This is a genomic window from Streptomyces sp. NPDC002156 (assembly GCF_053593675.1).
In genome coordinates this window covers 1-12,980 of record NZ_JBSFDA010000232.1, presented here as the reverse complement: position 1 = coordinate 12,980, position 12,980 = coordinate 1, and the positions used below count along the sequence as shown (strand labels likewise).

Sequence of the window (12,980 nt, the reverse complement as noted above, 5' to 3'; positions counted from 1 at the left end):
CCTCAAACTCCCCCAGAGGGGGGACCCCCAAGGGGCTGGATCTTTCAGCCCGTCCGGCGTTTGAGGACAAGGGGGGTCTGGGGGCGCAGCCCCCAGGGATGGGACGGGTAGGGGCGGCGGGGGCGAAACACGCATGCCCGCGGCCAAGCCGCCCGGTCGGTCAGTGGTGTTGTGGGGTGTCCGTGCCGAAGGTCAGCAGGCCCCTGCGGCGCATGTGGAGTACGAGGGCCGAGCCGGCGCAGAGCAGGGCGAGGGCGGTCAGGCCGATCGCGCCGACCTGGGCGCCGGTGGAGGCCATGGAGCCTGTGCCGCCGCCCGTACCGCCTGTGTCACCGCCTGTGTCACCGCCGGTGGTGCCGCCCGTGTCCGTGCCGCCGCTGTCCGTACCGCCGTCGGTGTTGTCGTCCGAGGCCGAGTCGGACGGGGAGGGCTCGGGGCTCTCGCCGGCGACGTCGCCGGTGGTGAACGCGAACTCCACGCTCTTCCCGTCGGTCTTGTCCTCGGCCAGGGTCAGCACGTGGTCGCCGTCCTCGATCTTCTTCGGGACGGTGAACTCGTAGCCCTCGACGGTCCCTTCGGTGTTCGCCTCGGCGTTCTCGAAGGTCTCCTCGCTGTCGGCGAGGGTGACCTTGACCGCGGCATCCTTGGTGTAGCCGCGGGCGGTGATCTTCACTGTCTGGCCAGCGGCGAGGTTGGGGTTGGCGTCGAGGACTGTGCCGTCCTCGTCGGTCACTTCGATGTCGGCGGGGGTGGTGGGGTCGGGGGAGGGTTCCGCGTCGGCGCTGACGAAGGTGAAGGTCGCCCGGTTGTTGGCGGAGCCGCCCTCTTCGAGGAGCAGTTGGGTGTCACCGGCGAGGGTGCGGTCGGGCACCGTGTACGCGTAGTCGACGACCGCCCCGTCGGCGTCAGCGGTGGCGTCCGCGAACGTCGCCCCGGTGCCCGGGGACTGCACGACCTTGACCGTGGACCCCGGGGTGAAGCCCTTGACCGTGATCTTCACGGTCTGTCCGACGGTGAGGGTCGGCTTGTCGCCGAGGGCCTTGCCGTCGGCGTCCTTGGCGGTGAGGAGGTAGCCGATGCTCACGGGGTCGGTTCCCTGGCCGTCGCTGTAGGCCTCGGGGTCGCTGGACTTGAAGACGGCCGTGTACGTGTGCGGGCCGCCGACCGCCGGTGCCTTGATCGTGGTCTCGGCGGTGCCGCCCGTCACGTTCGCCGTGCCGAGCGAGGTCTCGCCCTCCTTGAACTCCACGGTGCCGGGCGCCTCGGCGGGCGTCACGGTGGCGCTCAGCTTGAGGTCGCCGCCCACGGACACGCCGTCGGCCGCGCTCACGGCGACGGAGGTGGTCTTCTGCTGGAGCAGGGTCCAGGTGGTGCCGACGATCCGGATCTTGGCGAGGAAGCGGGCCGACGTGGTGAGCCCGCTGCGGCAGGCCAGGCCCAGCGTGTACGTGCCGTCGAGCGACTCCGTCTTCACGAAGGCCCGCAACGCCGTCTCCAGGCTCTTCACGGGGGCCGCGGCCTTGAGGCTCGATGTGAAAGGAGCCGTGCCGGTCGGGATCGTGGCCGTGGCGTCGGCGATCTTCAGGCCCTGGGCGAGGTTGGCCGGGTTGAGCGCCCACAGGAGGGGCTGGTTCGCGGTCTGGCCGGACGCGGGGTCCGGGCAGCCGGCGCTCGACGTCGCGGACGTGGCCATGAGATCGGCCGAGATCGATCCCGTGTCCGGGCTGAGGGTGAAGGTGCCGATGGTCTCGGCGGCGGCGCTGGCCCGGCCCGCGAAGGCGACCATCCCGGCCAGGGCGGCGCACAGCAGCGCGCAGCAGGTCAACAGCGCTACCGGCGATCTGAGTTGTGCCAGTCGGTGGTTCATGTGGTGGTCCCCCCACGGGGTTTCGGGTGCACTTCTGTTCTTGTCCGTACGGGCGGATACGCCGCCGGGCCGGGCACCCGATGGGTGCCCGGCCGTTGTGCGGGGTTGCTGCGCGGCGATCAGTTCTCGCCCGTGAGGGCGGTGCTGCCGCAGTTGGTGACGGTGCCGAAGCCGTAGAGCTCGATCGTGAAGGTGTCCGCGCAGACCTTGGAGCCGGCGCCCACGAAGGTGTCGGCGATGCCGGCCTCGCCCAGCCGGTCGGTCTCGACGACGTTGTAGACGGTGCGGCTGTACTCGCCGCCGTCGATCGTGCCCAGGACGGTGTCACCGTGCACGTCCTCGACCAGACCGCCGGTCTGGCTGACGTACTTCGCCACGGAGTACGGGGCGATGTGCGCGGTGGAGGTGAGCGCCCGGCCGTCGTGCTCCTGCATCGTGCCGACGCAGGTGCCGAGGGTGGGGTTGCCGATCTGGGCCAGGAAGAAGCTGCGGGTGCCCGAGCCGCTCTGCGGCAGCAGCGGGGTCACGGGGGAACCGTTCAGGCTGGTCTGGGTGCACTCGTAGATGGCCTTGAGCTGGGCCGTGCTGACGTCCAGGCCGTCGGCGTCGTTCAGCGGGCTGTCCGCACGGACCGCCATCGTCAGCTTGTCCGAGGCGAACGGGATCCAGGTCAGGTCGTCGCCGGCCGTCACGACACCACGGGACGAGCGGGCGAAGTCCAGACAGCCCGCGCTGGTGTCGATGTCGTTGTTCAGCGCGGTGACGCCCTGCGAGGAGCCGTTCGGACGGGCGATCGTGCAGCCGTTCGCACGGGTCTTGATGTTCCCCGCGGGGGTCGCGTCGTACGACGCGATCAGGGTGCCGCCGTCGACGGAGTCGCCGAGGCCGTTGAGAACGTCCTGCGTCGTGTCGGAGCCGACACCGGCGAGAACACGGTAGTCGCCGGCGGCCGGGTCGGCGGAGGCCACGGGGGCCATGACACTGAGGCCGAGAGCGGCGGCACCGACAACGGCACCGGCGAATGCGAGAGACTTGACGTTCACTTCTGATCTCCTCCGTGGAAACGGATTGCGAGCAAAGGACGGTCGAGCACATGACGGTCGAGCAATAAACGGTCGAGCAGAATCCGGATTCTTTTCCGTAGCCGACCCGTCGGCCGACAGGTAAGAAAATTCCATGAATTCGCACCGGCGGCCACCAATTCCAGCCGCTCGTCAGATGACGAATCGGTTTCCTACGTGACACCAAGGGAATTCACGGGGCCGTCGCCCCCGCCGTCCCCCGGCGGACGGAGAGCCGCAGCATGACCGGGCCTGCGAGCGCTGCCACGCCGCCCGCGATCAGCACTCCGAGGACCACCCAGCGGATGAGCCCGAGCATGTCCGAGGGGGTGAATCCACCGGACTGCGCCACGTTCTGTTTCGCCGGATCCGTCGAGGTGACGGAGGGCCGGGAGGTGTCCGACGCGTCCGGGTCCGGCGCGGCGGCGCCCGCCGTCCCGGCCGAGTCGCCGCCGGTCGTGCCGCCGGTGTCCGTACCGCCGCCGAGGCCGCCGTCGCCCCCGCCGGTGCCGGTGCCGCTGCCTCCGCCCGGCTCGCCGTCGGGGTCGGTCGTACCGGCGCCCGGCGACTCCGTGGACGCGACGACGCCCTTCTCCAGGCGGTCGGCGGCCTGCTGGGCCTGCGTACGCATGGCAGCGGGCAACGGGGCGTATCCGTACGGCAGTTGGCCGCTCGCGGTGCCCTGGGTCTGGCCGTCGCCGGCCGCGTACCTGATCACCTTGGCGTAGTCCTGCCGGGCGTCCTTCGCCTGGCCCAGTGAGGCCGCCGCGTACACCACGGCGGCCAGCGGATAGGCGCCGTCCGTCATCCTGGCGGGGTCGGCCGCCTTGACGCCGGCCACCTCCGAGTCGGGCATCTCGGCGACCGCCTTGAGCAGGGAGTCGTTGGTCGGCTTGACGTACTCCCCGTCCGCGTTCGGCAGGGCGGCGGCGTTCAGCTGGTACCGCACGGCGGACGCGTTGTCCACGATGCCCATCTGGCGCTGGGTCACCGGGGTCGCGCGTTCGACGGTCGCCCACTTCGTGATGCTCTGGTTGACGGTGCACTCGTAGGCGGTGCCGATGTCACCCCGGCGGATCTTCACCGCCGCCTCGTGCATGTCCGTCGCGTACGGGACCACCTCCTGCCCGGTACGGGCCATGGTGAGGCCGGCGGCCCCGCCGCTGCACTCGACGGTCGTGGGGGTGAGGTCCGCCTTCGGGAAGTAGTCCAGGGAGTCCGTGATCACCCCGTCCTTGAGGTATTCGGGGTTGACCTTCATTCCCCAGGGATCCTTTTCCCCCTTGATGAACTCCCGCGCGGCCGGGTCCGCCAGAATGTATTCCCACATCATGCGGGCCGAGTCGGTGTTCTCCGAGGTGATGACGAGACCGATCGGAGAATTGAAGTCGTTCCCGTCGAAAGCAGGATTGAGCTTCAGGAATTCCGGGTCTCCGCCGATGTATCTCGGGTTTCCGGTGAGGTAGTCGGGAACGGCGTCCTGCGAGGAGACCATGGTGCTCGCGTAGGACTGGGTGAGCGCCTTGGCCAGGAGTCTCTGGTTGAGTCTGACCTCCTTGAACGGCGCGTAGTTGAAGGTCCCCTTCTCGTACATCCAGACGAACCCGATCGTCAGACCGCTGACCGCGACCGGTGCGTGCACCACCGGTGCCGCCCCCTCCGGTGCCTGGACGGGATCCAGCGTCATGGCGAGTCCCGCCGAGGAGTCGCTCGGTGCCAGCACGACGTTCCGGGCGAGTTCCTCACCGGACTGGGTGTAGGTGAACCGGTGGGTGCCGGTCCTGCACAGCTCGCCCTGCCATGCCGTGGTCGCGTCGGTGGCCAGCTCGGAGCCCATGATCACGCGCTCCGGCTTGTCCGGGTCGCAGGTGTTCGTGACGGGCTCGAAGTCGAGGCGGAAGACGATCCGCTGGTTCCAGTTGGACCGGCTGAGCGCCGAGGTGAGGGTCGGTCTGCTGACGTCCGAGACCCCGTCCGGCTCGTGCTCGCCCCGGGGCACCACGACCAGCCAGCAGGGCTGTACCGCGCCGGACGCCGTGGTGCGCGCCCCGCAGCCCAGGTACTCCGACTCCAGCGAGGACTTCATCTCGAAGACCGCCTCGCCCTCGCCCTTGCCGTCATTGGGCAGCCACGAGAGGGAGTTGGTGTCCCCGGCGCTGAAGTAGGTGGTGTCGAGCCTCGACGTGGTCGACGGCCCCGACACCGGCCGGAAGGGCACGAAGGTGTTCCCGCGCGGGTCCGTCGTGAAGTCGTCCGTCTCCTGGGGGTCGGTCGTGGGCGAGACGTCCCGGCTGGTCCCCGGCGGGATCCTGGCCTCGTTCCCGAACTCGCACTGTCTGCGGTCCGGCCCCTTGTCCGGGTCGTCGCCCCAGCACTGCATGATCTGCAGGAAGTTGAACTTGCCCAGCACGGGCGCGGGCTTCCCGCCCGTCCACGACACCTTGACGCCCTGCCAGCGCAGGCCCTTCGTCTGGTGCACGGTGACCTTGAGATCCGAGAAGTCGTCGTACGGGCCCGGCGCCCCGCTCTTGGTCACCGCCGAGCTCTCGGCGGTCGCCGCCCGCGCCTGGTCCGCGCCCTCGGGCAGCGGCAGCAGGGCGAGGACGAGGGCGGCCAGCAGGGCTCCCATGCCCAGCGTGAGCCGTCGGCGGCCGGGAGCCGCTCCCGGTCGCGGGACCGGCATCCGTGTCTTCGGCGGTGTCGGCCGGCTCATCAGTACTCCCCCTTGCGGCGGGTGCGTGCCGCGAGGGCCCGCGCGGTGAGCGGCGGTCCGACGACCACCGCGACGAGCAGGACGGCCGACAGCGCCATCAGCGCGCCGCGCAGCCCGAAGGAATCGCCGGAGGCGAGGCTGACGGGGTTGGCGACGATCGAGGTGTCGCCGCCGGTGCCCGTACCGTCGGCGCTGACCAGCTCGCCGGTGTCGGGGTCGACCGTGCCGCCGGAGGTGCCCCCGGCCGCGGCGCCGGTCGTGGCATCGGGCGTACCGTCACCATCCGCGTCCGTACCGCCGGTCGTGCCGCCACTGGCACTCGTACCGCTGCCGCCCGAGCCGCCCGTGCCGGAGCCGCCGGTCGACGACGTACCGCCGGAGGCGCTGCCGCTGCCGCCGCTGGTGGCGCCCGGCTTCACCGGGGTCTCCTGGTTCGCCGCGCCGGCGGTGCCGGTGGAGCACTGCGTGGGGCCCTTCTTGTCGCAGGCCTTGGGGAAGGGAGCGTTCTTGACCAGGGTGTTGACGCCGCCCGAGAAGGTGGGGTTGCGGCACTTGGTGATGTCGATCGAGGCCGTCGGCGCGCCCGGCACCTTGCGGATCTGCTCGAAGCCCGCCTCGACGAGGTTCTTCGGCAGGGGCGAGTAGCCCAGCTGCTCGGCCTGCTGCTGGCCGTCGCACAGGAAGTAACGGCTGAACGTGCCAAGGGAGTTGCCCTTGGCCGCGGTGAAGCCGTCCTCCTCCTTCGTGGGCATGATCATGTAGCTGTAGCTGGACAGCGGGTAGGTGCGGGAGTCCTGGTTGGCGTAGACCTTGTCGAGGATCTGGGTCAGGTAGTTGACGGACTGCTTGTTCTGGTTGATCTCGGCCTTGGTCAGGGCCACCGCCACACTCGCGGCCGTCGGCTCGACGTAGTAGTTGTCCTTGTTGAGCACCTTCGCCACGGGGAAGCCGGTGTTCTTGGCGTAGGAGTACTCGACGTAGGTGATGGCGCCTTCGCCGGACGGCTGGCGCACATGACCGGAGACGCCGAGCGAGCCGGACTTGGAGACCATGGCGGAGCCGCTGAGCAGCGGATAGTTGGAGGTCATCCCGCAGTTGCCGCTGCCCCGGCCGGTACGGCCGCAGAAGTCGCTCCAGATGGAGCCGTACTGCTTGGACATCCAGGTGGTGAACTGCGCGCTGGTGCCGGAGCCGTCGGAGCGGACCACCGGGACGATCTGGCGGGCCGGCAGGGTCAGGCCCGGGTTGTCCGCGCGGATCGCGGAGTCGTTCCACCGGGTGATCTTCCCGGTGAAGATCTTCGCGACGACCGGGCCGGACAGCCGCAGGTTGGTGACCATCTTGCCGTTGATCTTGAGGTTGTACATGAACGCCGTACCGCCGGCCACGATCGGCATGTAGACGTAGTCGCGCGTCGGCGGCTGGTCCGTGATGCCCTGTTCCTTCAGGCCGTACGGGATCTCGGAGACCGCGAAGTCGACGGTGTTGTTCTTGAACTGCTCACGGCCCTGCGAGGAGCCGTTGGCGGTGAAGTTGACCGTCATGCCGTAGTTGGCCTTGACGTTGCGGACCCACTGCTGGACGGCGTTGGAGCTCCAGGTCGACCCCGCGCCGGTGATCTTCGCGTAGGTGGCCGCTGCGGCCGGTGGTGTCTGTACGGCGGACAGCGCGCACAGCAGTGACAGCACGGTGGCCGCCAGACGGAAACGAGCGGCGGGTTTCACGACGAACTCCCCGGTTGCGTACGGAAGGTGGCGGGCGGAGTGGATGGGGCGGCCTGTGCCGTGGCCGGCGTCGTCCGCCCCGCCCGCTCGGCGAAGCGACGCGCGTCACGTCGCGAGGCGATCACGCGGCGGTGTTCCTGGCGGCGGGTCAACTGCCCCGGTCCGCGGCCGCCTATGACGCGCGCGGCCACGAACAGCACGAGCACCAGCGCCATGAGCAGCGACGCCGTACCGAACCCGCGGGCGATCATGGTGGGTTCGGGCGACTTGACGTACTCGAAGGTCGCGAACGAGAGGGCCAGCATCGGATCGTGGAACGGATCGAGGTTCAGCTCCTGGGTCATGCCCGAGGTCAGCATCACCGGCGAGGTCTCGCCGATGCCGCGCGCGGTGCCGAGGATCACCGAGGTGGTCAGGCCGGAGCGGCAGGTGGGCAGGACGACGTGCCACACCGTGCGCCAGCGGGACGTACCCATGGCGTAGCTCGCCTCGCGCAGGGTGCCGGGCACCAGGCGGATGACGACGTCGGCGGCGCGGATGATGATCGGCAGCATCATCACCGAGAGGGCGAGCCCCGCGGCGAAGCCGCCCAGGTCCACGCCGAGGCTCAGGATCACGGTCGCGTAGATGAACAGGCCCGCGACGATCGACGGCAACGCCGTCATCGCCTCGACGATGGTGCGGACGAAGCGCGAGAAGGGGCCCGGCACCTCGGTGAGGAACACCGCGCAGACCAGGCCGACCGGCACGGTGATCGCCAGCGCGATGGTGATCATGATGAGGGTGCCGACCGCCGCGTGCAGGGCACCGCCGATGGTGAGCGGCTCCAGCGGGCCCGCCAGTGTCATGTCCTCGGTGAAGAAGTTCAGGTGCACCAGAGCCGTGCGGCCCTGGACGAGCGCGTACACGACGACGATCACGAGGATCGCCACCATCAGGAACCCCATCGACCGCACCATGGCCGCCGCGATCCGGTCGACCACGGCCGGGCCGTCCTCGTCGAGGGAGACGAGCAGCGCGTACACCAGCAGGAAGAGGCCGTACGCCATCACGACGAACCCGACCGGACCGTTGAACGGCAGCAGCCAGACGAACAGCAGCCAGGTCAGCGAGAGCGCGGCGGAAGCGGCCCCGATCACGGCGTACACATCGGTGTCACGCAACGAGGTGAGGGCACGACGCCGTTCACCGCCCGGATCGGCGCTACGCGACGGCCCGGGCAGCACCGTACGCGAACGCCTCGACACCTGCCGCGCCCCGGGCGCTTCAGGAGCAACGGTCATGATCGAACTCATTCCTGAAGAGAACTGGGAGAAAAGGGCTGCACGGCTGCGCCGCCCGGGCGCGACCGCGCCCTGAAGAGGTCGTGCGCGGCTGTGACGTCCGGGCGCGGACGGGTCGTTTGGGCGCGACCGCGCCCCAAAGGGGCGCGGGGAACTGCGCGACCAGCCACGACGGCGCCGCGGACAGCAGACAGCAGACAGACGGCACATCGGCGCACCCCAGCGAAACCTCACGCATCACTCGACGCGCCCGAACGCGACCGAGCGACGATCGACGACGCGGCGAAGTTGACGACGAGCGTCATCATGAACAGCGCGAAACCCGCCGCCATCAACGCGGACATACCGAACTCGCTCGCCTCGCCGTAGCGCAGCGCGATCAGCGAGGAGACGGAACTGGTGCCGGCCTGCAGGACATGCCACTGGATGTCGAAGGTCTGCGAAATGATCATGAGGACGGCGATGGTCTCGCCGAGCGCACGGCCGAGCCCCAGCATCGTGCCGCCGATCATGCCGCCCTTGCCGAACGGCAGGACGACGCTGCGGATCATGCCCCAGCGGGTCGCGCCCAGCGCGTACGCCCCCTCGCGCTCACCGGCCGGTGCCTGCGAGAAGACCTCGCGCATGATCGAGCAGACGATCGGCGCGATCATCATCCCGACCACGAGCCCGGCGATGAACGTCGAGGAGGTGTACACGCTGGCGGACGCCAACGGGTCGTCCGGGTCGGCGCCCTGGACGTCGAAGACCGGGATCCAGCCGAAGTAGGCGGAGATCCAGCGGGAGACGGGCAGGACCTTGTCCTGGAGGAAGAACACCCCCCACAGGCCGTAGACCACGGACGGGACCGCGGCCATCAGGTCGACGACGCTGATCAGTGTCTGCCTGAGCCGGGCAGGCGCGTATTCGGAGATGTACAGGGCGGCACCCGTGGCGAGCGGTACGGCCACACAGACGGCGACGGACGCGATCAGGACGGTCCCGACCAGCACCGCCGCGATCCCGAACCGCCCACTGTCCGGCGCCCATTGGGCGGTCGTCAGGAACGACCAGCCGGCCCTGTCCAGCGCCAGCCACGCCCGGTACAGCAGGAAGCCGCCCACGAGCAGCATGACGGTGAGCACGAGCCCGCCACCGGAGCGCAGGACGGCACGGAACACACGGTCGGGCAGCCCGGGGTCGGCGTACAGCCGTCTGGGCACGTCGTCGGCCGAGCCCGCCGCGGCGAGCGCGGGCTGCGGCTGTCTGGTTCTTCTCGGCAAGGGCACGATCCAGACGTTCCGAGCCCCCGATTGACATGCGCATCCCGAAGGGTTAACGAGAGGTGCCCTGGGGGCAACTTCCGCCGCACCACCCCCGGTAGCACCGCTTCCGTTCGCGCTTACGTCAGGATTCGCCCCACAACTCCGGTCCCACCGTGCTCAGTTCGGGCAGCATCCCGCGGAAGCGCTCATAGGAGGAACGACAGGTCGCGTGCCGCTCGTACGTCCGCGCGGAGGCGGCGAGATGACGGCCCTGCCCGTCCCACAGCACCCACACCCAGCCGCCGCCCCCGGCGCTGTGCTGGATTCCGCCCGAGGTGTCCGCGTGATAGGCGCACAGCCTGATGAAGGCGGCGCGACAGCGCGCGTGTGTGTCCTGGAAGGTCACCGACACGGCGACCGCCCGCCCGTTGGGCGCGACTAACCGCCAGCCGAACCGGCCCTCCCCGTTGATGTCGATCTGACATCTCATGCCCGACGCGACGGCGGCGGTTCTCCCCGCTCTGCCCGCCGCGCCCGCTCTGCCCGACCGCTCCATGTCCCCACCCCCGCCGCCCGTAGATGAGAGAAAACCGCAGGTACGGCGATGTGGGGCGGCGACAGCAAATCTACTGAGCGGTCAGTGGCAGTTGACAGGGGAAACTGTCGGCCCATGACACGGTTCACCTCGAAGTGGTCCCTAGGAAACCCCTAGGACAGCCACAGGGAAAGTGCTCGCTGCGGCTACCAGGACAACGTTGCCACAGCAGCCGTAGTCGCCATTTGAGACGGAATTTACGGGAGAAGCACCCGGCCGCGACGACGCCCGGTCAGCTCCACGCCACCAGCGCCACGACCCACGCGCCCGCGAGCACCGCGGCCACCGGCCAGACGGCCCGCCCCCGCTCGGCCACGCCGCTCTCCCCGATCGGCCGCAGCTCGGGGTCGAGGCGCATGGCGGTGAGTTCGGCGGCCAGCGCGTCGTACGGATGGGTCAGCCCCCAGCGCCGCTGGAGCCGGTCCCAGCGGGGTGCGGAGACCGTCCAGTCGCCGCCCCGCCAGTCGATCTTCAGCTCCAGGGACCGCCGCCGTACGAACCGGAGGTCGTCCCAGGGCACATGGCGGGGCCCGCGCAGCCCGGCGACCCAGAGGCCGGACCGGTCGGCGGTGATACGCCAGGCAAGTTTCTGGGGGACGCGGACGGCCCCGTACAGCCCGAGCAGCGGGATGAGCGCCAGCTTCCACGACGAGAGCCCGGAGTCGCCGAACCAGGCCCAGCTCAGCCACAGTCCCCACTGCACGAGAAACGCGGTGGCCACCCAGTCCAGCCACCCCGCCCGCCAGTGCCGCACCTTGCTGACGGCAGCCTGCTGCTCGGCCAACTCCCGCCCCTGAAGCTCCAGTTGGAGACTGTCGGCGGCCTGTTCACGCTGCCGGGCGGCACGTCGGCGACCCGCGTCCGGCGACAGCGGCCGTACGGGCCCCTCCGACCACTCCGTCAGCGGCGGCTGCTCGGGATCCTCGTCGGCGCTGACGACGAGAACCTCGGCGCCGTCGAAGGGAGCACCGTAGAGAACCGCTTCCCGTACGGGCCCGAAGGTGTCGTCGTCGAGCCCGAGAAGCACACGCTGAAGGGAGTCGTCACCGTCGCTGTCCTCTTCCCCGTCCTCCTCTTCTTCTTCGTCGTCCTCGTCGAAGGAGGCGAGGTCGACGGTGAACAGGGGTCGCTCGGCGGCGGGATCGTCGGCGGCGTACACCTCCGTACCGCCCTGCGCGTCGTCCCGGACGAGCACACGGAGCACCGGGACCGGGACCCCGCGCAGGGCGCCCGCCCGCTGTCGGCCGAGCCAGGCCGAGGCCAGCGCGGTGATGCCAAGGCCGGCCAGGAAGACGGTGACGACCCAGGCGCCCTGCTGGTCCTCGGTCGAGCCCCAGAGTCCGGCGGTGCCCCCGGTCAGCGCGCCGAGCGCGAGCACGACGAACCCCAGCGCGAACAGCACCCGCCCACGCCGTACGGGAGCCCCGGCGCCCGGCACGGGCACGGCGACGCCCCCGGCGGCAGCCACGGCCCGATCCAGCTGCTCGCTCCGGGCCCGCAGCCGTACGGCCACGACGGCCCAGGAGCCCAGCACGACCAGCACGCCGAAGGCGGTCAGCGCCCAGGACTTCGAGGAGGCCTCGACGGCGAGGGCGAGCAGCAGCAGGGGCGCGCCGGCCCACACCAACTCGGGCCGGGCGAGCACCCACAGCACGTACACGGCGAACCCGGCCGCGACGAACGGCCACAGACCGCCGGCCATCGCCACCAGGGCGCCCACGCACAGCACGAGGGTGGCGAGGCCGGCCGCGACCGAGCGGCGCACCCGCAGGAAGGTCCAGCGCGGGGGCAGGGCGGCGGACCAGCGGGCAGCGCGGACGGTGGTCCAGTCCTGGCAGCCGTCGGGTATGGCGGTGAGGGGCAGCCGCAGCGGCTCGTCGGGGAAGGTCACGCGGCTCAGCCGACCGCGAGCAGGATCGCCAGCAGTACGGCGCCCGCGGCGGCGGGCGCCATGATCTCGTACGCCCACTTCACGGTCACCTCGCCCTGGGAGGTGGCGGCCTTCTCCCGGGCCTCCCGCAACTGCTCCAGGTCGTCCATGATCTGGTCGGTCTGGGCCCGGGTGGGCCCCGGCGGCACGATGGACAGCCCGGGTCGGCCCCCACCTGCTTCTCGAGCCTCACGCATCGTGGCCCGGTTGGCGCGCTTGCGGGCGCGCAGCGAGACCGGTACGGCCCAGAGCTGGTACTTGGCGCCGGACTCGACGACGACCTCGTTCGAGAAGCTGGACCGGAACCCGGCGACCTGGCCCCAGGGGAGCACGATGACCCGGAAGGGGTTGCGCACGCGCAGCCGGTGGTCGTTGGCGAACACGCCGGGGCGCAGGGTGAAGGCGATCACGAGCGGTACGGCGCAGAGCAGCGCGGCGAGCGCGAGCCACGGGGTCCGCCCGTGCCCGACCTGTCCGTCGGGCGGCGCGTCCCGGCACGTCGGATCGACGGTCAGCCGTGGCGTCCCCCGGAAGCGCGTGCCGCCGGGCCAGTCGGCGATCAC

9 protein-coding genes are annotated in these 12,980 nt (G+C 70.5%); all 9 read right to left on the bottom strand.

Annotated features, from left to right (window positions below; genetic code table 11):
• Positions 1-160 precede the first annotated feature (160 nt).
• The 9 genes from ACWCRB_RS45475 to ACWCRB_RS45435 all read right to left on the bottom strand — a co-directional run bounded on the left by ACWCRB_RS45475 (position 161) and on the right by ACWCRB_RS45435 (position 12,932).
• Complete coding sequence (locus ACWCRB_RS45475; protein ID WP_451001682.1) at positions 161-1,867, bottom strand: hypothetical protein; 1,707 nt, start codon at positions 1,865-1,867, stop codon at positions 161-163.
• 119 nt (positions 1,868-1,986) lie between these two features.
• Entirely contained in the window at positions 1,987-2,910 is a 924-nt protein-coding gene (locus tag ACWCRB_RS45470; protein ID WP_451001681.1) for a substrate-binding domain-containing protein, read from the bottom strand.
• Between the two features lie 211 nt (positions 2,911-3,121).
• The gene (locus ACWCRB_RS45465; protein WP_451001680.1) at positions 3,122-5,641 is read right to left on the bottom strand and encodes a hypothetical protein; all 2,520 of its coding nucleotides are present in this window, start codon (positions 5,639-5,641) and stop codon (positions 3,122-3,124) included.
• Entirely contained in the window at positions 5,641-7,365 is a 1,725-nt protein-coding gene (gene pstS, locus ACWCRB_RS45460) for a phosphate ABC transporter substrate-binding protein PstS (protein WP_451001679.1), read from the bottom strand. Before pstS ends, ACWCRB_RS45465 begins: the two co-directional genes overlap by 1 nt.
• Positions 7,362-8,648 (bottom strand): phosphate ABC transporter permease PstA, encoded by a 1,287-nt coding sequence (gene pstA / locus ACWCRB_RS45455; protein ID WP_451001678.1) that lies wholly within the window; start codon positions 8,646-8,648, stop codon positions 7,362-7,364. The genes pstS and pstA overlap by 4 nt, the downstream gene beginning before the upstream one ends.
• Before the next feature lie 230 nt (positions 8,649-8,878).
• The gene (gene pstC, locus ACWCRB_RS45450) at positions 8,879-9,916 is read right to left on the bottom strand and encodes a phosphate ABC transporter permease subunit PstC (protein ID WP_451001677.1); all 1,038 of its coding nucleotides are present in this window, start codon (positions 9,914-9,916) and stop codon (positions 8,879-8,881) included.
• A gap of 118 nt (positions 9,917-10,034) precedes the next feature.
• Positions 10,035-10,448 carry a hypothetical protein gene (locus ACWCRB_RS45445; protein ID WP_451001676.1) on the bottom strand — a complete coding sequence of 138 codons (414 nt, stop codon included), beginning with the start codon at positions 10,446-10,448 and terminating at the stop codon, positions 10,035-10,037.
• 271 nt (positions 10,449-10,719) lie between these two features.
• Positions 10,720-12,378 carry a hypothetical protein gene (locus ACWCRB_RS45440; protein ID WP_451001675.1) on the bottom strand — a complete coding sequence of 553 codons (1,659 nt, stop codon included), beginning with the start codon at positions 12,376-12,378 and terminating at the stop codon, positions 10,720-10,722.
• Positions 12,379-12,383: 5 nt separating this feature from the next.
• Positions 12,384-12,932 carry a PH domain-containing protein gene (locus tag ACWCRB_RS45435; protein ID WP_451001683.1) on the bottom strand — a complete coding sequence of 183 codons (549 nt, stop codon included), beginning with the start codon at positions 12,930-12,932 and terminating at the stop codon, positions 12,384-12,386.
• Positions 12,933-12,980 lie beyond the last annotated feature (48 nt).